Source organism: Mesocryomonas lacus (assembly GCF_055730105.2).
Map to the genome: position 1 here is coordinate 524,772 of NZ_JBUZWF020000001.1, position 19,627 is coordinate 544,398.

Annotated in this window: 23 protein-coding genes; 15 read left to right on the forward strand and 8 right to left on the reverse strand. The window is 67.5% G+C overall.

Annotated elements, in window-relative coordinates; all coding sequences use genetic code 11:
* The first annotated feature begins 9 nt into the window (after positions 1-9).
* The 7 genes from ACZLZQ_RS02240 to ACZLZQ_RS02270 all read left to right on the forward strand — a co-directional run bounded on the left by ACZLZQ_RS02240 (position 10) and on the right by ACZLZQ_RS02270 (position 6,985).
* On the forward strand, positions 10-1,026 hold the full coding sequence (locus ACZLZQ_RS02240; protein WP_472947928.1) for a formamidase: 1,017 nt from the start codon (positions 10-12) through the stop codon (positions 1,024-1,026).
* A gap of 23 nt (positions 1,027-1,049) precedes the next feature.
* The gene (gene biuH / locus ACZLZQ_RS02245; protein ID WP_472948429.1) at positions 1,050-1,760 is read left to right on the forward strand and encodes a biuret amidohydrolase; all 711 of its coding nucleotides are present in this window, start codon (positions 1,050-1,052) and stop codon (positions 1,758-1,760) included.
* A 26-nt stretch (positions 1,761-1,786) separates the two neighbouring features.
* A complete protein-coding gene (locus ACZLZQ_RS02250) occupies positions 1,787-3,325 on the forward strand; it encodes an ABC transporter ATP-binding protein (RefSeq protein WP_472948430.1) in 1,539 nt (512 codons plus the stop codon).
* Positions 3,325-3,987, forward strand: coding sequence for a cysteine hydrolase family protein (locus ACZLZQ_RS02255; RefSeq protein ID WP_472947931.1), 663 nt, complete (start codon positions 3,325-3,327; stop codon positions 3,985-3,987). The genes ACZLZQ_RS02250 and ACZLZQ_RS02255 overlap by 1 nt, the downstream gene beginning before the upstream one ends.
* Positions 3,984-4,337: a cupin domain-containing protein gene (locus tag ACZLZQ_RS02260; RefSeq protein WP_472947932.1), complete on the forward strand. Its 354-nt coding sequence runs from the start codon at positions 3,984-3,986 to the stop codon at positions 4,335-4,337. The genes ACZLZQ_RS02255 and ACZLZQ_RS02260 overlap by 4 nt, the downstream gene beginning before the upstream one ends.
* A 111-nt stretch (positions 4,338-4,448) precedes the next feature.
* The gene (atzF, locus tag ACZLZQ_RS02265; protein WP_472947933.1) at positions 4,449-6,248 is read left to right on the forward strand and encodes an allophanate hydrolase; all 1,800 of its coding nucleotides are present in this window, start codon (positions 4,449-4,451) and stop codon (positions 6,246-6,248) included.
* An 8-nt stretch (positions 6,249-6,256) separates the two neighbouring features.
* Positions 6,257-6,985 (forward strand): GntR family transcriptional regulator, encoded by a 729-nt coding sequence (locus tag ACZLZQ_RS02270; protein WP_472947934.1) that lies wholly within the window; start codon positions 6,257-6,259, stop codon positions 6,983-6,985.
* Between the two features lie 74 nt (positions 6,986-7,059).
* Here ACZLZQ_RS02270 and ACZLZQ_RS02275 read toward each other — a convergent pair whose 3' ends face one another.
* Positions 7,060-7,464 carry a host attachment family protein gene (locus ACZLZQ_RS02275; RefSeq protein WP_472932171.1) on the reverse strand — a complete coding sequence of 135 codons (405 nt, stop codon included), beginning with the start codon at positions 7,462-7,464 and terminating at the stop codon, positions 7,060-7,062.
* 266 nt (positions 7,465-7,730) lie between these two features.
* On the opposite strand from ACZLZQ_RS02275, the gene ACZLZQ_RS02280 reads away from it, so the two are divergent.
* On the forward strand, positions 7,731-8,171 hold the full coding sequence (locus ACZLZQ_RS02280; protein WP_472947935.1) for a DUF1810 domain-containing protein: 441 nt from the start codon (positions 7,731-7,733) through the stop codon (positions 8,169-8,171).
* Positions 8,172-8,177: 6 nt separating this feature from the next.
* Here ACZLZQ_RS02280 and ACZLZQ_RS02285 read toward each other — a convergent pair whose 3' ends face one another.
* Positions 8,178-8,510 carry a hypothetical protein gene (locus ACZLZQ_RS02285; protein WP_472932169.1) on the reverse strand — a complete coding sequence of 111 codons (333 nt, stop codon included), beginning with the start codon at positions 8,508-8,510 and terminating at the stop codon, positions 8,178-8,180.
* A gap of 298 nt (positions 8,511-8,808) precedes the next feature.
* On the opposite strand from ACZLZQ_RS02285, the gene ACZLZQ_RS02290 reads away from it, so the two are divergent.
* Positions 8,809-8,976 (forward strand): hypothetical protein, encoded by a 168-nt coding sequence (locus ACZLZQ_RS02290; protein ID WP_472947936.1) that lies wholly within the window; start codon positions 8,809-8,811, stop codon positions 8,974-8,976.
* Positions 8,977-9,071: 95 nt separating this feature from the next.
* Here ACZLZQ_RS02290 and ACZLZQ_RS02295 read toward each other — a convergent pair whose 3' ends face one another.
* From ACZLZQ_RS02295 to rpsU, 3 genes are all read right to left on the reverse strand, one after another.
* On the reverse strand, positions 9,072-9,374 hold the full coding sequence (locus tag ACZLZQ_RS02295) for a hypothetical protein (RefSeq protein ID WP_472947937.1): 303 nt from the start codon (positions 9,372-9,374) through the stop codon (positions 9,072-9,074).
* Between the two features lie 340 nt (positions 9,375-9,714).
* Positions 9,715-9,927 (reverse strand): cold-shock protein, encoded by a 213-nt coding sequence (locus ACZLZQ_RS02300; RefSeq protein ID WP_472932166.1) that lies wholly within the window; start codon positions 9,925-9,927, stop codon positions 9,715-9,717.
* 172 nt (positions 9,928-10,099) lie between these two features.
* On the reverse strand, positions 10,100-10,357 hold the full coding sequence (gene rpsU, locus ACZLZQ_RS02305; RefSeq protein ID WP_472932165.1) for a 30S ribosomal protein S21: 258 nt from the start codon (positions 10,355-10,357) through the stop codon (positions 10,100-10,102).
* Positions 10,358-10,743: 386 nt separating this feature from the next.
* On the opposite strand from rpsU, the gene ACZLZQ_RS02310 reads away from it, so the two are divergent.
* Positions 10,744-11,376: a glutathione S-transferase family protein gene (locus ACZLZQ_RS02310; protein WP_472947938.1), complete on the forward strand. Its 633-nt coding sequence runs from the start codon at positions 10,744-10,746 to the stop codon at positions 11,374-11,376.
* A 161-nt stretch (positions 11,377-11,537) separates the two neighbouring features.
* Positions 11,538-11,810 carry a ribosome modulation factor gene (locus tag ACZLZQ_RS02315; RefSeq protein WP_472947939.1) on the forward strand — a complete coding sequence of 91 codons (273 nt, stop codon included), beginning with the start codon at positions 11,538-11,540 and terminating at the stop codon, positions 11,808-11,810.
* A gap of 47 nt (positions 11,811-11,857) precedes the next feature.
* Here ACZLZQ_RS02315 and ACZLZQ_RS02320 read toward each other — a convergent pair whose 3' ends face one another.
* Positions 11,858-12,097 (reverse strand): hypothetical protein, encoded by a 240-nt coding sequence (locus ACZLZQ_RS02320; RefSeq protein ID WP_472947941.1) that lies wholly within the window; start codon positions 12,095-12,097, stop codon positions 11,858-11,860.
* Positions 12,098-12,426: 329 nt separating this feature from the next.
* Between ACZLZQ_RS02320 and recQ the strand changes: the two genes are divergently transcribed.
* Positions 12,427-14,292 (forward strand): DNA helicase RecQ, encoded by a 1,866-nt coding sequence (gene recQ, locus ACZLZQ_RS02325; protein WP_472948431.1) that lies wholly within the window; start codon positions 12,427-12,429, stop codon positions 14,290-14,292.
* Positions 14,293-14,463: 171 nt separating this feature from the next.
* Here the strand turns inward: recQ and ACZLZQ_RS02330 are convergent, their stop codons facing one another.
* A complete protein-coding gene (locus tag ACZLZQ_RS02330) occupies positions 14,464-14,676 on the reverse strand; it encodes a hypothetical protein (RefSeq protein ID WP_472947942.1) in 213 nt (70 codons plus the stop codon).
* Between the two features lie 345 nt (positions 14,677-15,021).
* On the opposite strand from ACZLZQ_RS02330, the gene ACZLZQ_RS02335 reads away from it, so the two are divergent.
* Positions 15,022-15,240, forward strand: coding sequence for a hypothetical protein (locus ACZLZQ_RS02335; RefSeq protein ID WP_472947943.1), 219 nt, complete (start codon positions 15,022-15,024; stop codon positions 15,238-15,240).
* Between the two features lie 158 nt (positions 15,241-15,398).
* Here the strand turns inward: ACZLZQ_RS02335 and ACZLZQ_RS02340 are convergent, their stop codons facing one another.
* Complete coding sequence (locus ACZLZQ_RS02340; protein WP_472947944.1) at positions 15,399-16,181, reverse strand: hypothetical protein; 783 nt, start codon at positions 16,179-16,181, stop codon at positions 15,399-15,401.
* 233 nt (positions 16,182-16,414) lie between these two features.
* On the opposite strand from ACZLZQ_RS02340, the gene ACZLZQ_RS02345 reads away from it, so the two are divergent.
* Entirely contained in the window at positions 16,415-18,316 is a 1,902-nt protein-coding gene (locus ACZLZQ_RS02345) for a propionyl-CoA synthetase (RefSeq protein ID WP_472947945.1), read from the forward strand.
* Between the two features lie 90 nt (positions 18,317-18,406).
* Complete coding sequence (locus ACZLZQ_RS02350; RefSeq protein ID WP_472947946.1) at positions 18,407-19,618, forward strand: winged helix-turn-helix domain-containing protein; 1,212 nt, start codon at positions 18,407-18,409, stop codon at positions 19,616-19,618.
* Positions 19,619-19,627 lie beyond the last annotated feature (9 nt).

Below are 19,627 nucleotides of genomic sequence, written 5' to 3' on the forward strand. Positions count from 1 at the left end.
GCAACCCGCATGAACGGTCTCGGCGGACTGAACAAGTCGGAACACGGCGTCGTCATCGGCTGCGTGCAGCTGCAGCTTCCCACCGTGGTCACCCCCGCGGATCTCGCCCGGCAGACGGAAAGGATCGTCGAGATGGTCGCCAAAGCCCGGCGCAATCTCGGCACGATGGACCTCGTCGTCTTCCCGGAATACGCCCTGCACGGCCTCTCCATGGACACCAATCCGGAGATCATGTGCCGGATCGACGGACCGGAGGTCGCGGCCTTTTCCAAAGCCTGCCGCGACAACGCGATCTGGGGCTGCTTCTCGATCATGGAGCTGAACCCAGGCGGCATGCCCTACAATACCGGCCTCATCATCGACGACACCGGCGAGATCCGCCTCAACTACCGCAAGCTTCACCCTTGGGTCCCGGTCGAGCCGTGGGAGCCCGGTAATCTCGGCATTCCCGTGATCGACGGCCCGAAAGGCGCCAAGCTCGCGCTGATCATCTGCCATGACGGCATGTTCCCGGAAATGGCGCATGAATGCGCCTACAAGGGCGCCGAGATCATGCTGCGCACGGCCGGCTACACCGCGCCGATCCGCCAGTCCTGGCGCTTCACCAACCAGGCCAACGCCTTCTCCAACCTGATGATCACCGCCAATGTCTGCATGTGCGGCTCGGACGGCTCGTTCGATTCCATGGGCGAGGGCATGATCGTCAACTTCGACGGCACGGTCATCGCGCACGGCACCTCCGGCCGGGTCGACGAGATCATCACCGCGGAGGTCCGGCCCGATCTCGTGCGCGAGGCCCGCCTCGGCTGGGGCGTCGAGAACAACCCCTACCAGTTCGCCCATCGCGGCTATGTCGCGGTGAAGGGCGGCGCCGGCGATTGCCCCTACACCTACATGGAGGACCTCGTCGCCGGCACCTACCGCCTGCCCTACGAGGACGCGGTGAAGGTGACCGACGGCACGCCCTGCGGCTTCCCCGCGCCGACCCGCCTCTATGGCGGACCGCTGAAGCTCGCGGCCGAGTGAGGGGAGACGAGACCGTGGACACCGTGACTGCGCACCGGACCATTGCCTCCACGCCCTATCGCTGGCCGTTCGACGGCAGCCTGCGGCCGGACAACACGGCACTCGTCATCATCGACATGCAGACCGACTTCTGCGGGGTCGGCGGCTATGTCGACGCCATGGGCTACGACCTGTCGCTCACCCGCGCGCCGATCGAGCCGATCCGGGCGGTGCTCGCCGCGATGCGCGCGGGCGGCTACCCGATCATCCACACCCGCGAGGGTCACCGGCCGGACCTTGCGGACCTTCCCGCCAACAAGCGCTGGCGGAGCCAGCAGATCGGCGCGGGGATCGGCGACAGCGGGCCTTGCGGGCGCATCCTGGTGCGCGGCGAGCCAGGCTGGGAGATCATTTCCGAGCTCGCGCCGCTGCCGGGCGAGGTGGTGATCGACAAGCCGGGCAAGGGCTCGTTCTGCGCGACCGACCTCGAGCTGATCCTGCATTCCCGCGGCATCCGCAACCTCATCCTCACCGGCATCACCACCGACGTCTGCGTCCACACCACCATGCGCGAGGCGAACGACCGGGGCTTCGAATGCGTGATCCTCGAGAATTGCTGCGGGGCGACCGACAGGGGCAACCACGACGCGGCGATCAAGATGGTGACGATGCAGGGCGGGGTCTTCGGCGCCGTGGCAACCAGCGCCGCGCTGATCGACGGCCTCGCCGAGACGCGGGCGGGACCAGCCACGTGAGCGCCCTCTCCCGCCCAGCCGAGACCGTGGCCGTTTCTGCCACGCCGGCGTCCGAGCGCCCGCTGCTGGAGGCGATCGGCCTCACCAAGCGTTTCGGCGCCTTCACCGCGCTCGACGACGTGTCGATCGCGCTGATGCCTGGCGAGTTCCACGCGCTGCTCGGCGAGAACGGGGCGGGAAAGTCGACCCTCGTCAAATCCATCCTCGGCTACTACCGCCCGGAGGCCGGCGCCGTGGTGCTGGACGGGCGGGAGCAGACGATCGCCTCGCCGCGCGACGCGCGGCGGCTCGGGATCGGCATGGTCTACCAGCACTTCACGCTGGTCCCCTCTATGACCGTCCTCGAGAACCTCGTGATGGCCGGCGCCGACGTGCCGACGCTGATCGACTGGCCGGCCGAGCGGCGCCGGCTCGAGAGCTTCATGGCGACGATGCCGCTGAAGGTGCCGATGGACACTCCTGTCGACCGCCTGTCGGCCGGCGAGCGGCAGAAGACCGAGATCCTGAAGCAGCTCTACCTCGGCTCGCGCGTCCTGGTGCTGGACGAGCCGACCTCGGTGCTGACGCCGGGCGAGGCGCAGGAAGTGCTGTCCTTCCTGCGCGATCTCGCCCGGTCCAGCGGCATGGCGGTGCTTCTCATCACCCACAAGTTCGCCGAGGTGACCGGCTTCTGCGACCGGGTGACGGTGCTGCGCCGCGGCCGCGAGGTCGGCAAGGGCTGGGTGGCCGATCTCGGGATCGACGCGATGGCGCGGCTGATGATCGGCGAGCGCGACCTCACCGATTTTCCCGAGCGCGCGCACATGCCGGCATCCTCCGCGGTGCTGGAAGCTGCGGCGCTGGAGGCGGGGCTTCCCGATCAGCGCGGCGCGATCCGCATCGAGCACCTGCAGGTCGCGGCCGGCGAGATCGTCGGCATCGCCGGCATCTCCGGCAACGGGCAGACGACGCTGGTCGAGGTGCTCTCCGGGCAGACGCCCGTCACCTCAGGCGCGCTCAGCGTGCGAGGCAAGCCCTACGGCGCCAGCCGCCGGGAGGCGCAGGCGATGAAGGTGCGCTGCTTGCCCGAAGAGCCGCTGCGCAATGCCTGCGTCGGCACCATGAGCGTCTCGGACAACCTCGCCTTCCGCGCCTTCGACCGCGCGCCCTCCGGCCGCCGCCGCCGGCTGCTCGACCGCGGCGCGATGCGCGCGGCCGCCGAGCGGCTGATCGCGGCCTATTCGGTCAAGACGCAGTCGCCCTCCTCGCCGATCGCGACGCTGTCCGGTGGCAACGTGCAGCGCGCGGTACTCGCCCGCGAACTCGACGGCGAGACCGACCTGCTGGTCGTCGCCAATCCCTGCTTCGGCCTCGATTTCGGCGCCGTCGCCGACATCCGCGCTGAAATCCTCGCCGCCCGCAACCGCGGCACCGCGGTTCTCCTCGTCTCCGAGGATCTCGACGAAGTCGTCGCCTTGTCCGACCGGATCCTGGTGATGTTCGAGGGCCGCATCGTGTTCGAGACCCCGGGCGGCGCCGGCGCCGATCCCTATGTGATCGGCCGCGCCATGGCGGGGCACGCGTGATGCTGGTCGCTTCCGCTCTGCCCTCGCCCTTCCCGCTCGATGCCGCCCGCATCGGGCTCATCGTCATCGACATGCAGCGAGACTTCCTCGAGCCTGGCGGCTTCGGCGAAAGCCTTGGCAACGACGTCGGACCGGTCAACGCCATCGTGCCGGCCGTGGCGCGGCTCATCGCCGGCTTTCGCGCGGCGGGCCTGCCGATCCTCCACACCCGCGAATGCCACCGGCCGGACCTTTCCGACTGCCCGCCGGCCAAGCGCGCCCGCGGCACGCCGGGGCAGCGCATCGGCGATCCCGGCCCGATGGGGCGGATCCTGATCGCCGGCGAGCCGGGCGCCGAGATCGTTCCGGCTCTCGCACCGCTGCCCGGTGAGACCGTTATCGACAAGCCCGGCAAGGGCGCCTTCTACGCCACGGATCTCACCGCCGAGCTCGAGCGCTGCGGCCTCACCCAGCTCGTCCTCGCGGGCGTGACCACCGAGGTCTGCGTGCAGACGACGATGCGCGAGGCCAACGACCGCGGCTATGACTGCATCCTCGCCGAGGACGCCACGGCCAGCTATTTTCCCGCCTTCAAGCAAGCGACGCTGGAGATGATCCGCGCCCAGGGCGGGATCGTCGGCTGGACGGGGACCGTCGACGCCCTTTTGGAGGCCTTGCCATGAGCGTCCCCTTGCTGTTTCCCGCCCTCCTGACCAGCGGGTTCGCCAAGGCCGCCTACGAGCCTTTCCGCGAGGGCGTCGAGATCTGCCACCTCCAGCGGGCAGAGGCGGGCACCGGACCGGCCCTCGCGCTGCTGCGCTACCGGCCCGGCGCCTCGGTGCCCCGCCACGAGCATACCGGGCTCGAGACGATCTGCGTCCTGTCGGGCAGCCAGAGCGACGAGCACGGCACCTACCGCACCGGCGACGTCGTCCTGAACCGGACCGGCAGCCGGCACCGCGTCTGGTCGGAGGAAGGTTGCACCGTGCTGATCTCCTGGGCTGCGCCGGTGCGCTTGCTGGATGCGGACTGAACTCGCTCTTTCCCACCGTCAACGACCATGCCCAACCCTTGGGCCCACCCCTTAGCCGACCCCTGAAGCCCGTGCCTTGAGCCCATGCCTTGCAATGCCGAAAGTCCGGATATGACCCAGCTTCCCCCCATCCTCGATTTTGCCCGGCTGCGTCAGGCCTATGCCGATGGCCTGACGCCTCTGGCGCTGGTGGAGGCGCTGCTGCCGCGCCTCGATGGCGCCGACCCCGCCGTCTTCATCACGCGCGTGTCGCCGGACGCGCTGCGGGCGGCGGCGGGTGCGCTGGTGGCCCGGGCGCCGGCGCCGAATTCGCTGCCGCTCTGGGGCATGCCCTTTGTCGTGAAAGACAATATCGACGTCGCCGGCCTGCCGACGACCGCCGGCTGCCCGGACTTCGCCTATACCCCCGACGCCGACGCCACCGTGGTGGCCCGGCTGGAGGCGGCCGGCGCCCTTCTCGTCGGCAAGGCCAATCTCGACCAGTTCGCGACCGGCCTCAACGGCACGCGCTCGCCCTATGGGGCGCCGCGCTGCGTCTTCGACGAGGCCTATGTCTCCGGCGGCTCGTCCTCGGGCTCGGCCGTCGCCGTGGCCGCGGGGCTCGCCGCCTTTTCACTCGGGACCGACACCGCCGGGTCGGGCCGCGTCCCCGCCGCCTTCAACAACATCGTCGGCCTGAAACCCTCGCCCGGCCGGATACCCACCACCGGCGTGGTGCCGGCCTGCCGGTCGATCGACGTCGTCACCATCTTCGCCGCCGGGGTCGCCGATGCCGACGCGGCGCGGCGGGTGGCGGAAGGGTTTGATGCCGAAGACGTCTACGCCCGCCGCTTCGGCGCCGTGCCCCTTCCAGGAAAGCTCCGGCTCGGCGTGCCGACGGAGGCCGAGCGCGAGTTCTTCGGCAATGCGGCCTATCGCACGCTCTACGACGCGGCGATCGAGCGCGCCCGGGCAGCCGGAGCGGAAATCGTCGAGTTCGACTACCGGCCGTTCCGCGAGGCGGCGGCGCTCCTCTACGAGGGGCCTTGGGTCGCCGAGCGGCTGCACGCCGTCTCCGCCTTCCTCGGCACCCACCCCGATTCCTTCGATCCGACGGTGCGCGGCATCATCGAGCGTGCGCGCGGCATGACGGCGGTTGATGCGTTCGACGGACAGTACCGGCTCGGAGCCTTCCGGCGGCAGGCCGAGGCGAGCTGGGACGCGGTCGATGCCTTGCTGCTGCCGACCTCGCCCGACATCCAGAGCGTCGAGGCCATGCGCGCCGATCCGGTGGCGATGAACGCGCGTTTCGGCCGCTTCACCAATTTCGCCAACTTCTTCGGCTGCGCGGCGATCGCCGTGCCCGCCGGGTTCACGCCGGCCGGACTGCCCTTCGGCGTGCAGTTGGTCGCGCCTAAGGATACCGACGCGGCGCTCGTCCCTTTCGCCGCGCTTCTCCATGCGTCGGCCGGCACCGGCGCCGGTCTCGACCGCGAACTCGTTCCACCGACCGTGCCCGCGTTACCGGAGGACCGTCTCTTCGTCGTGGTGGTCGGGGCGCATCTCACCGGCATGCCGCTGAACCGCGAGCTGACGGCGCTCGGCGGCCGCCTCGTGCGGGAGACGAAGACGGCCAGCGATTACCGCCTCTACGCCCTCGCCGGCACCGTCCCGCCGAAGCCCGGCCTCATCCGCGCGCCGGGGTTCGACGGCCCGGGCCTGGCGGTCGAGGTCTGGTCGCTCGACGCCGCCGGCTTCGGGCGCTTCGTCGCCGGCATTCCGCAGCCGCTCGGCATCGGAAAGCTGACGCTCGAGGACGGCACGCTGGTGTCCGGCTTCATCTGCGAGCCGGCCGCGGTCGAGGGGGCGCTGGAGGTGACGGGGTTCGGCGGCTGGCGGGCCTATGTCGCGTCGAAGGCGAATCCGGCCTGACGCAGTCCATGGCCAGACGTTCGAAGCCCCTCGCGCCAAAACGCACCCAGGCCGAGATGATCCGCGAGGTTCTGTCGGACCGGATCGTGCACGGCATTCTCCGGCCCGGCGAGGCACTGGACGAGACCTCGCTCGCCGAGGAGTTCGCGGTGTCGCGCACGCCGATCCGCGAGGCCCTCCGCCAGCTCGAAACCATCGGGCTCGCCTGCTCGCGTCCGCACCGCGGGACGGTGGTGACCGAGATTTCCGAGGCGGAGCTGCACGACATGTTCCGCGTGATGGGCGAGCTCGAGGCCCTCTGCGCCCGCATGTCGGCCGAAGCCATGACCAGCGCTGAGCGCGACGCGCTGGCCGTGCTGCATGCGGAGGGCGCCGCGCTGGTCGAGGCCGGCGCCATCGAGCCCTACCGCCTGCACAATGACCGCTTCCACCAGAGCCTCTATGCCGGCGCGCACAATGCTTTTCTGGAAGGCCTGGTGCAGTCGGTGCAGCGGCGCCTCCAGCCGTTTCGGCGCCTGCAGTTCGAGGCGCTGCACCGGATCGAGAGCTCGCAGCGGGAACATGGCCTCGTCGTCGCGGCCATTATCGACGGCCATCCCGAGGCCGCCGCGCACGCGATGCTGCGGCATCTGTCGGTGGTCGAGGAAACGGTGGAGCGGACGGTCGCCGCCATCGACGTCAGCAGTGCGGCACACTTCCTGGCGCCTGACAGCGAACACGCCCGCCGCCAGGGGTGAGCCGTCCATGACGGTCCCATAAAAAAGGACCGCGCCGGGCGCGGTCCTTTTTCATCATGTCGCGGCTGCCGGGATCAGGCGGCGGCGATGGCCTTCTCGATGGCGTCGCTGCTCTGGCCCGTCAGGTCCTTGGAGAGCTCGCCGGCCAGGATGTCCTTGAGCTTGGCGTGGTAGTGCTTGCGCAGCTCGCCGAGCGCGCGCGGGGCCGCGATCACGACGAGGTCCTTCATCTTGCCCTCGATCGCCTGCTTGTTCAGGTAGTCGGCGATGCCGGCGGTGAAGCCGTCCTCGTCCTGCTGGCTGTCGGAGGGGTTGGCCGAGCTGCTGGGATGGCCGACGCCGCCGCTCTTGTTGTCGGTGTTGATCGTCGGGGTGGCAGACGCCTTCAGCGAAGGGTTCGCCTCGTCGCCGGTGTTGTGAAACAGGCTGAGCTTCTGGCCGTCGAGGACGGCGACGGTGGCTCCCTTGGGGATCTTCATGCGGCTTCTCCAGGCTATCGGCCGATCCCCGAGGGACCGGCAAGGTCAAGCGAACCGAACCGTGCGTTCGGCTCGTCCTGCCCGCACAACGTGGCCGCCGCCGTTTGGATGCCTTTTCCGTCGATCCGCGCCAGATACCTATCGGCGCAACCGGTGTCCGGCACGCGACGGCACTCGAACGCTCAATACGGCGTTCGCTTCAGGCACCGTCGCCCCCGTGAAGCTTCGCGCCGGCGCCCCCGCTTCCTGATCAACGGAGAAAAGCCATGCCCGCCTATGAGTTGAGCCGCTTCGTCGCGGCGCAGGATCCGGTCATCGATGCGGTGTTTGCGGAACTGCGGCAAGGGCGCAAGACAAGCCACTGGATGTGGTTGGTGTTTCCGCAGATCGCCGGCCTCGGCCAAAGCGACATGGCCCGGCGCTTTGCGCTCGGCTCGCTGGCGGAGGCGCGGGCCTATCTCGGCAACGGCGTGCTCGGCGCCCGGCTGCGGGAGGCGGTGCGCCTCGTCTGCGCGGTGGAAGGGCGAAGCGCGCACGCGATCTTCGGCTCGCCCGACGACATGAAGTTTCGCTCGTCGATGACGCTGTTCGCCGAGGCCCTGCCGGAGGAGACGATCTTCCAGGAAGCGCTCGACCAGTATTTTGATGGGGAGCGCGATCCCCTGACAATGGCGAAGCTCGCCGGAGCGGCGCCGGAAGGCCGGTGACAGGTATCAGGCGACGCGGGCGAGCGAGATCGGACGGCGATGACGGCTGGCGGTGTCGAGTTCGGGGGTCTGCGCGCCGCGCGACTGTTCGAACAGGACCTCGCCGGCGACGCCCGCCACCTCGGCCAAGGAGTGTTCGTCGCAAGCCGACGCCACGGTGAGTCCGAGCGAGCGCATATGCGACCGGCCGAAAGCGAAAACCGCAAGACTTGCCCGATGGGTCGGCGACAACTGCAAAACGACCTCCCTCACCCGCTCGGCGTTCGATCGCAGCAGCAAGGCCAAGAGTTCGTATGGGATGGGACAGACCGCTTCGTTCGGTGCGTATCGGTTGCTCATCTTGGCCTCCTTGCTGGACAAGGACACGATGCCGCCGGTGTGGTTAACAGAAGCTTAATAGGAAGGAGACCTTCCCGTTAAGCCTCTGATGGTGCGTCATTTCTGCATCGCCTTTGGCAGGCCAGCAGGAGCCGTCCGCCGGCCCGAGGCCACAGTTCCGAGACCGCCCAGGGCCGTCAACCATGGCACAGCCAACGACTTTTTCGAAAACGATCGCGCCGCGTTGCGCTCGCGAGGGAACCGCAGGCCGGTTCGGTGATTCCTGCGAGCATCAAGGCTCCAACTACAGGATCATTTCATGTCGAACGCTGACGCAGGTCCCTTCGAAGAGGGCAAGATCGCCGCTTCCGACGGCGAGCGCATCTCCGCCAATCCCTACGAGAAGGGAACGGATGAATTCGATCTCTGGCGCGAGGGTTTCAAGTCTGACGACGACGAGGAAGACGACAGCTACGTTGAAGAGTAAGGCAATCGCCGGCAGGTTTTGAAACGCCTGCCGGCATCAACGCCTGTTATGAGCCGCGAACCCGTTTTTCTTGCAGACGGATCAGAGGCAAATCCTCAGTTGGCCAGTTCATCCGGGCCGAGAAAGACCGCAATTCCTTTTTCCTCGAGAACGAGGTTGAATTCTTCGTAGGCCTCACGCTCCGTTGCGAAGAGCGTATCCCAGCTTGTCGTCGTTTCATTGACGTCGACGACCTCCATGGCCCAGCCGCGGTCGCTGCCGACAGTCCTGAAGATCAGTACCTGAACCGTCCGCTCGTCACGCGTGACGAGGCCGCCGAGGGGCGAGAACTCAAGGTCGGGATCTGCGGCCACCGGCTCCTGCTGGTCTTGTTCCGGCAGCACCATCTTTCCGGTCACCCCTCACTCAGATGAAAACCATTGCTCCCACCATCATCATGGCCGCGGCGGTTGCGGCGATCTGCCAGATCGGCGCCGCAGTGACGGAGGTAGCGGGACGGCGGGACGAGGAGATGATCATCTGATGTTCCTGCAAGGAGCCGGGTGCGCGGTCGCAGATTAACGGGCGTTAACGCTTTGGAGTTGCATGGCGGATGCCGTTTTGTGAACCTGCTGCGACGCCCTGCGCGGCAGACGATACCGCCGCAGGTCGTCGGCGGCTTTCTTGATGGTCACAGCAACAAAAAACCCGCCGGCATTTCTGCCAGCGGGTCGTATTCTGCGCGGGGACCTGAAGGTCTCAGAGCGCCTGGAGGTTGACGGCCTTCGGGCCCTTGCCGCGGGTGTCCGGCTCGGCGTCGAAGGAAACCTTCTGGTTGTCGGAGAGCGAGGACATGCCGGACTGCTCGACAGCCGAGATGTGCACGAACAGGTCGGCGCCGCCGTTGTCCGGGGTGATGAAGCCAAAACCCTTGCTCATGTTGAAGAACTTGACGGTGCCGGTCTGGGCCATGGGATATTCCTTTTAGAACCGGGCGCTTGCGCCCGTGGTAACAAACCCCTGCCGGTCGGCAGGGCAATCTGAAAACGACAACAGCGGACACACCGAGGATCGCAGCCGATCTTCGGTGTGTCCGCTGTTGAGATGGATCAAGTGCCCACGCGCCCCGAAAGGCGCGGCAGGATCAGGTGCGAGGGGCGGGAGCGCCGCGCTCGAACACCTTCTTCTTCGGGCTCGGCAGCAGGCCTTCGCGCTGCAGCTGCTTGCGGGCGTTCTTTCGGGCGCGGCTGACGGCCGCTGCCTTCTCGCGAACGCGCTTCTCCGAAGGCTTCTCGAAGAACGAGCGTGCCTTCATCTCGCGGAACACGCCTTCGCGCTGCATTTTCTTCTTCAGGACGCGGAGGGCCTGATCGATGTTGTTGTCGCGAACTTCGACTCTCAAAAAAAAATCCTAACGTAGACAGGTCCCGCCGCATCGGCAGCGTCGGACGCTATTTCGCACAAAACTTGCTGTCAGGGTAGCGAATGCCATCATGACATGGCTTCAGTCTCGGAGCATGACCGGACGTTGCCGCCCGCCTGTTCTTTGCCCGAAGCCATTGGAGGCGTCGGCTCATGACGAGCCGGTCCACCGCGCTTTGGGGGTTCCCTACAACATTCCGGCGTCAGAGGCCATAGGGGAAATCAGTGCTAGTGCAACGAACCTAGTGCGCCTTGGTCTGATCGAAAGTCCCGCCGCAGGACTGCTCACATCGGCGTGTGCGGGATGCCGGGCGAATGCGCCCGCCTATAAACCCGTGTCGACCATCATGCCAAGGGAGAGAAACAATGGCCGACATCACGCTCTGGGGCTTCGACGGCTCCACCTATGTGCGCACCGTCAAGATGCTGCTCGCGGAGAAGGGCGTCACCGCCTACGAGCAGGTTCCCGTCGACGTCCTCGCCGGAGAGCCACAAAAGCCCGAGCATCTGGCGCGCCATCCTTTCGGCAAGGTGCCGGTGCTCGATCACGGCGACCTCCGCCTGATCGAGACGTCGGCGATCACCCGCTATCTCGACGACGTGCTGCCGGGAAAATCGCTGACCCCCGACAATGCCCGCGACCGGGCCCGGATGGACATGACGATCGGCCTGATCGATTCCTACGGCTACAATGCCCTCGTCGGCGGCGTCGCCGCCTATCACCTCTTCCCCGACTTCGTTGGCGGCAAGAACGAGGATATGCGCAAGTCCGGAATCGAGACGGGGCGGAAACTGATCGACTATCTCATGAAGATCCGCGGATCCTCACCCTTCATCGCCGGCGAGCTCAGCCTCGCTGATCTCTATCTCGCGCCGGTCATCGCCTACGTCACGATGACGCCGGACAAGGACGCGCTCTTTGCGTCGGAAGGTATCGCCGACTGGTGGCAGCGCATCGAGGCTCTGCCGAGCTTCGTTGAGACGCAGCCGAAATCCTGATCGTCGCAAAGCCATCCCGTTCCCGCTGGCCGGGACGGGATGGCGCATCGGGCGGTCACCGACTAGCGTCTGAGTGCGCCTGCGCCCCGCCACCGGTTGGGACGCTATCCGTTCTGCCGAGATATCGACGGGCCGGGCGCCGGAAAGAGAAGGATTGGGACATGACGACCATTGCGACCGAGGAAGGCGCCACCGCCGCGCGGAACGGGGAGCCGCAGGAAGCTTGCCCGCACGCTCTGGGATCGCCGGCGCATCGCGACTGGCTTGCGGGATGGCAGAGCCAGGCTTCCCTTGCGCCGTCCGCTGGACAGCCCGACACTTCCTTGGAGACGTCCGGCAGGATCAGCAGCGAGGAACTGGCCGACGTGATCGGTGCCGACGATTACGAGGCCGGCGCCGAAACCATCGCCGCACCGGCAACGCCCCGGCCCTGAAGCTGTGCTGTCGGCGTGGCACGAACGCGTGCCGCGCCGATCATCATCTACAGCCAGCTGCTTCCGTCCGGCGAAGTGCAGCCATAGGGCGGCAGCTGGCCTTCGAACCGCGACTGCATCTTCCGGCACCCCCAGGTCCGCAGCGGCGCCGGCGCGTATCCGTTCAGCGCGATGCCGACCTCGTCATACGGTGTGTCGCTGAGCGCCACGTACATATACCAGCGACCGCCCAGCATCACGACCGCGGCGACGAGAATGACGACGACAACCTGAACTATCTTCTGCACATCTGCTCCTTGTGGATATCGATGGAAGAGACCGCGCGATCTCGCGGAAGAGCCCGCCATCTGACGGCGAAGCACCCGGCGATGAAGCAATGGCGGCGTTAAGCCACAGGCGCTTGCGGCGCCTGCTGCCGGGCTGCGACGGGGCCGCATTGCAGCCAGGGTCCGCTCTGTCAAGCATTGCGCCTAGGCACGACGCTCGGCGAAGCGGCGTGTCCGGGCATCGTCGAGCGATTGGAAACCCGGCCATGCGGGTGACGGATGCCACCGGAAGAGGATGCCCGCCGACACGCCGACAGCGGCTCCGTTGACGGGATCGAAGGGTTTGCCGTATCTCGCCGTACTCCCCATCTCGGCGGGAAGACCACGGCAAGGAGCACGGCGAGTTGAAGGATCCCTCCGACGTCCTGCAGGACGTTTTCGGCCATGCGGCGTTTCGCGGGCAGCAGGAAGACGTGGTGCGGCATGTGACGTCGGGCGGCGATGCGGTCGTGCTGTTCCCGACCGGTGCCGGCAAGTCGATGTGCTACCAGGTGCCCGCCCTTTGCCGGCCGGGCGTCGCGATCATCGTCTCGCCGCTGATCGCCTTGATGCGCGACCAGGTCGAAGCGCTGCGCCAGGCCGGCGTCGCCGCGGCCGCGCTGAACTCGTCGATCTCGCCGGAAGAAGCCTCCGACATCCGCCGCCAGGTTGCCGACGGGACGCTCGACCTTCTCTACGTCGCACCCGAACGCGCTTCCACCTCCGGCTTCCGCCGCATGCTGCAGGACGCGAAGGTCGCGCTGATCGCCATCGACGAGGCGCACTGCGTCAGCCAGTGGGGGCACGACTTCCGGCCGGACTACCGCGAGCTCTCGCATCTCGGCGAACTCTTTCCCGGCGTGCCGCGCATCGCCCTGACGGCCACCGCCGACCCGATGACGCGCGCGGACATCATCGAGCGGCTCGATCTCGGCGACGCCCGGGTCTTCTCCTCGAGCTTCGACCGGCCGAACATTAGCTATTCCATCGTCGAGCGCGACAATGCGAAAGCCCAGCTCCTTAAATTCCTGGCCGAGCACGAGGGCGACAGCGGCATCGTCTACTGCCTGTCGCGGGCGAAGGTCGACGACACCGCGTCCTGGCTGTCGGCGCAAGGCATTCGCGCGCTGCCCTATCATGCCGGGATGGACGCCTCGAAGCGCGGCGCGCACCAAGATGCCTTCCTGAAGGAAGAGAACCTCTGCCTCGTCGCTACCGTCGCCTTCGGCATGGGGATCGACAAGCCGGACGTGCGCTACGTCGCGCATCTCGACCTCCCCTCCTCGATCGAGGCCTACTACCAGGAGACCGGCCGCGCCGGCCGTGATGGCGCGCCGGCCGATGCCTGGATGAGCTACGGCATGGGCGACGTCGTCCAGCGCCGGCGGATGATCGACGACGGGCAGGCGCCCGAGGAGGTCAAGCGCGTCGAGCGCGGCAAGCTCACCGCCCTCCTCGGCCTCTGCGAGACCACCGGCTGCCGGCGCCAGGCGCTGCTCGCCTATTTCGGCGAGGTCTACGACCACGCTTGCGGCAATTGCGACACCTGCCGCTCGCCGGTCGAGACCTTCGACGGCACGGATGCGGCCGTGAAGGCGATGGCGGCGGTCTACCGCACCGGCCAGCGTTTTGGCGCCGGGCACGTGGTCGACGTGCTCACCGGCAAGGCGACCGAGAAGGTGCTGCGCTTCGGCCATGAGAACCAGGCGGTGTTCGGCGCCGGCAAGGATGTCGACGGAAAAACCTGGCAGTCGGTGCTGCGACAGCTCACCGCCAGCGGCCTGCTGGTCGTCGACCACGAGTCGCACGGCGCCCTGAAGCTCGGCGAGGGCGCGCGCGACGTGTTCCGCGGCGAGCGCCAGATCACCTTGCGCAAGGACCGGCCGCGCAAGGCGACCGAGTCCCGGCGCTCGACCAGCCCCGCGGCGGTCGACCTGCCGGCGGAGGCACAGGCGCTGTTCCACGCGCTGCGGGCCGAGCGGACGAAAATTGCCAAGGCGCAAGGCGTGCCGCCCTATGTCGTGTTCCAGGACACGACGCTGAAGGCGATGGCGCTGACCCCGCCGGATAGCCTCGACGCGATGATCGCGTTGCCGGGCGTCGGCCAGGCCAAGCTCGAGCGCTATGGCGAGGCGTTCCTCGCCGTGCTCGAGCACGAGCGTCAGCGCGCCGGCTGAGATCCGAACGCATTGGTCACCCATAGAAGATGACGGTTACGCAGAGCGGGTTGGCTGAGAAGAAGACGGTCTGACAGCCGTCGTGAAACTTTCAAACGTCGGAACACGGTCTCGATGCGGCTGCGGCGACGGTACCGACGGCTGTCGCACCTATTGGACTCAAGCCGCGCTTTACGACCCGACTGCAGGCTTGATGCCCTTCGCCTCCAAAGCCGCCCTGAACGACTTGGCATCATGGCAGCGCTCGCCCATCAGCCGCTGTGCCGTCGGCAGAGCTTCGATCAAAGCTGCCGCACCGGTGTCCTCGCGGACCGACCCGGTGGCCCTAGAGAAGCGCAGGCAGCAGGCGTTCGCATCGGCGACAGCATGAAGCTTGGTGTTCATGGGGCCTTTGGTGCGTCCGAGCTGTCGTCCAAGCCTCTGGACTTGCCGCGGCTCCTGGAAACGAACGGACGCAGGCGGTTGATCTGGTCGTCCGTCAGCCATTACAGGCCCCGCCTATCCAGCCTCCTCACGGAGCCTGAAACATGTTTCGACCTTATACAGATGACCCCGACCCTTAACCGGACCGATAAACTGCCGGATTATACGGCTTCTATACGAAACTGTAACTAGCGTATTTATTTAGCATGACACTATTATCGTCTTGAATGACAAATCTGTCGAAGACAGATCCACATCTGTATTTTAGATTTTTAGAGCTTTTAGTGAATAGGCAGGGTTTTTTTGATGGATATCGGCTCCGAACAAACCAACGAAGTGCTCGCCAAAGAACTTCACCGCGCCGATCAGCTGTTTGATAAATTCAGGCGCAGAGAGTGCGCTAGGCATCAAGTTCGCATGAGCCATCTGCAGAGGCTGCATCTCAATGCGCGAGCAACTGCTTTCGGCAAGGCAGAGTTCTCGGATGCAGAAATCGCTGTATACAAGGATCGTCCGTTACCATGAGAAGCGCATTCTCCGCGTCCGTTCATCCTATCCAGAGCGGAATTTGGAGTTGATAAGTCGGCGCGCCGTTTCGGGTGGACAAGGGAACGCACAAGCCTTTCGGCGACCGATACATTCGGCCGATGGAACGAGGCCTCACGCCGACGACGGGAAGAGCGTCAGAAGCGCACCCAGAGCGCCGTGACCACGCCCCGCTCGCGCAAGGCGTTCTCGCCGGATACGGTGGCGATGCCCCCGAGCTGCACGGAGAGGCTCTGCGTCAGGTCGTAGACGACGCTTACCTCGGCCTTGTGCTCGCGATGGTCGGCGGCGTGACCGACCGAGAACGTGTTGAAGCTCTGCGCCATCCAGAGAAGCCGCGGGCGGGGGCGCACGCCGAAGGTCAGATCGCCGCGGATCTCGTCCGCCTCGGCCCCGGGACGCAGGCGATAGGCGCCCTGGAGATCGGCAAAGCCGCTCCAGTCGCCGAGTGTGAAGCCGCGGCCGGCAAGCAGCCGCAGGTCGATCTCGGCGTCCGGATCGCCGTCCCACCGCCGGGCGGCCTGCCCCGTCGGCAGAAGGCCAGTCGCCTCGATCGACACAACGGCGCCGTCTTCCTCGAAAAGCCGCAGGCGCGCGCCGAGGCCCGAGAGGCCGAAACGGGCATCCTCCAGCGCCATGGGCGCGCCGGCGGCCTCCGTCTTCATCTCCGTCCGCGCGATCGCGGTCAGCCCCTCGGCAAGACCATATTCGGCGTAGACGCTGAGCTCTGCCTTGCGGAAGACTGGAATGGTGCCCGCGCTGCCCTTTCCGTCGAACGATTCCATCGCCTCGCTGTAGAGGCCGCTGACGATCACCTGACCCCGGCCCTTCGGCAGCGTCCAGGCGCCGGACTGGGCGGGCGTCGGCGCCAGCAGCACGAGACCGCAAATGGCGCGTAAGAGGGAGACATAGAGGGCCATGCCATGCGCCATGCCGCCCCCGCTTAAACTGGCAGATGCCGGCTTCACTCAACCGCGGGCCGCAGCCGGTTGCAATCGGCCTTGGCCTGCAATCTGCGGAGCCACCTAGTCACCAGAGGCGGCGAAAGTCCCATTTGCATCCGGCAGCCCCGGGCCTAGACTGCCCGGGATGACAGCGGGCGAAGACCTGCGTGATCTGCGGCCGCAGGGCTGCCCCATCCGGGAGGGAACGCATGGAGAGCCACTACCGCGCCGTCTATGCCGAATGGCAGCAGGATCCGGCGGCGTTCTGGATGGAGCAGGCGAAGGCGATCGACTGGGCCGAGCCGCCGACGATAGCCTTCGAGGGCAACGCCGGCGTCTACGGCCGCTGGTTCCCCGATGCCACCTGCAACACCTGCTTTAACGCCCTCGACCGTCACGTCCTGGCGGGCCGCGGCGACCAGGCGGCGATCATCCACGATTCGCCGGTGACGGGCACGCAGCGCACTCTCTCCTATTCGGCGCTGCTGCTGGAAGTGCAGGCGCTGGCGGCGAGCCTCGAGGATCTCGGCGTCATCAAGGGCGACCGGGTGATCATCTACATGCCGATGGTGACGGAGACGGTGGTCGCCATGCTCGCCTGCGCCCGCATCGGCGCCGTCCACTCGGTGGTGTTCGGTGGCTTTGCCGCGGCCGAGCTTGCGACGCGGATCGACGATGCCCGGCCGAAAGTGATCCTGTCGGCGTCCTGCGGCATCGAGCCGGCGCGCATCGTGCCCTACAAGCCGCTGCTCGACGCCGCCATCGCCAAGGCCCGGCACCAGCCGGACGCAACCGTGATCCTGCAGCGTCCGCAGTCGCCGGCGGCAATGGTCGAGGGTTTTGACCACGACTGGGCGAGCCTGCGCGCCACCGCACTCGACGGCATTGCGGAGGGGCGCGAGGTGCCTTGCGCGGTCCTCAACGCGACCGATCCGCTCTACGTCCTCTACACCTCCGGCACGACCGGCCAGCCGAAAGGCGTGGTGCGCGACAATGGCGGCCACATGGTCGCGCTGCACTGGTCGATGGGCTCGATCTTCGGCGTCGAGCAAGGCGAAGTCTGGTGGGCGGCATCCGATGTCGGCTGGGTCGTCGGCCATTCCTACATCGTCTACGGGCCGCTCCTGAAGGGTTGCACGGCCGTGCTGTTCGAGGGCAAGCCGGTCGGCACGCCGGATGCCGCGACCTATTGGCGGGTGATCGCCGAGCACAAGGTGGCAGCGCTCTTCACCGCGCCGACGGCGATCCGCGCGATCCGCAAGGAGGACCCGGAGGGTGTTCTGCCCCGCGGTCACGATCTCTCGGCCTTCCGCACCCTGTTCCTCGCCGGCGAACGCGCCGACACCGAGACCATCCGCTGGGCCGAACGAGCGCTGGACGTGCCGGTGATCGATCACTGGTGGCAGACCGAGACCGGCTGGCCGATCGCCTGCAACCCGGTCGGCCTCGGGATCCTGCCGGTGAAGTATGGCAGCCCCGGCGTCGCGATGCCGGGCTACACCATCGCCATCCTCGACGAGGCCGGCACGCCGCTGCCGCCCGGCGGCCTCGGCGCCATCGCCTTGAAACTGCCGCTGCCGCCCGGTGCGCTGCCGACGCTCTGGAATGCCGACGACCGCTTCCTTGCCGGCTATCTCGAGACCTTTCCCGGCTACTACTCGACCGCAGACGCCGGCTCGCTCGACGAGGACGGTTACCTCTTCGTCATGGGCCGCACCGACGACGTCATCAACGTCGCCGGCCACCGCTTGTCGACCGGCGAGATGGAGGAAGCCGTCTCGGGCCACCCGGCGGTCGCCGAATGCGCGGTCATCGGCATGCATGACGCGCTGAAGGGCGAGGTGCCTTGCGGCTTCGTCGTCCTCAAGAACTCCAACCGCCTCGGCGATGCGGTGGTCGAGGCCGAGCTGGTCGACCTCGTGCGCGAGCGCATCGGCCCGGTCGCCGCCTTTCGCAAGGTGGTCGTCGTCGACCGGCTACCGAAGACGCGCTCGGGCAAAATCCTGCGCGGCACGATGAAGAAGATCGTCGACCGCACGCCCTTCGACATGCCGGCGACGATCGAGGATGCCGCAGCGCTCGACGATCTCCGGCGCGCGCTCGGGCTGTAGAAGCCGGCGACTTGACCCGGCGAGCCGCCTCCCCGAAGGTCCGCCGCGATGGACGACGGGCAGCACAGCCGAGAGGCGGGGACAGGCGGCATGACGGAGCACCTTCCGGCAAGGCTCGCCCGCCGGATCGCGCTGGCAGCGCAAGGCTTTGCCGAGAAGCGCCCGGACACGCCCGCCGATTGGCGCAGGATGAACCGGGTGATCGAGCGGCTGGGGCTGCTGCAGATCGACTCGGTCAGCGTCTCCGCGCGCGCCCACTACATGCCGCTGTTCTCGCGGCTCGGTGACTATCCCCGCGCGGCGCTGGAGCAAGCGGCCTGGGGCAAGCCGCGAAAACTCTTCGAATATTGGGCGCACGAGGCCTCGCTGCTGCCGCTGGAGACGCAGCCGCTGCTGCGCTGGCGCATGCAGCGCGCCGCCGCGGGAGAGGGCATCTATGGCGGGCTTGCAAGCTTCGCCCGGGAGCAGAAGGCCGAGGTCGAGGCGGTTCTGCAGCGCATCGAGGCGGAGGGAGCCCTCTCGTCCTCCGACTTCGCGGCGCCGAAGGGCGCCGGCGGCTGGTGGGGCTGGAGCAACACCAAGCGGGCGCTGGAATTCCTGTTCTGGTCCGGCCGCATCACCACTGCGACCCGGCGCGGCTTCGAGCGGGTCTACGATCTGCCGGAGCGCGTGCTGCCTTCGGCCATCGTCGCGGCGCCGACGCCCGGCAGCGCGGCCGCGCACCGCGCCCTCCTGCTGGTCGCGGCGAAGGCGCTGGGCATTGCCACCGCCGCCGACCTTGCCGACTATTTCCGTCTGGCGCCCGCGGACGTCCGGCCGCGCCTTGCCGAGATGGTCGAGGACGGCGTGCTGCTGCCCGCCACCGTCGAGGGCTGGCGGCAACCGGCCTTTCTCGATCCGTCGGCGCGGCGTCCGCGGGCGATCGCCGCCGCCGCGCTGCTCTCGCCCTTCGATCCGCTGGTGTTCGAGCGGGCGCGCACCGAGCGCCTGTTCGGCTTCCGCTACCGGATCGAGATCTACGTGCCGGCGGAGAAGCGCGTGCACGGCTACTACGTCCTGCCCTTCCTCCTCGGCGACCGGCTGGTTGCCCGCGTCGACCTGAAAGCCGACCGGAAAGCCGGAACGCTCCGCGTGCTCTCCGCCCATGCCGAACCAAACGCGCCACCCGAGACGGCCGAGGCGCTGTGCCGGGAATTGCGGCGCATGGCCGGCTGGCTTGGCCTCGACAGGCTCGTCGTGCAGCCGGCCGGCGATTTCGGGCCTCGGCTGGCCGATGCGGCGTCGCATCTGCCGGCCAGCTGAGGCGGGCCA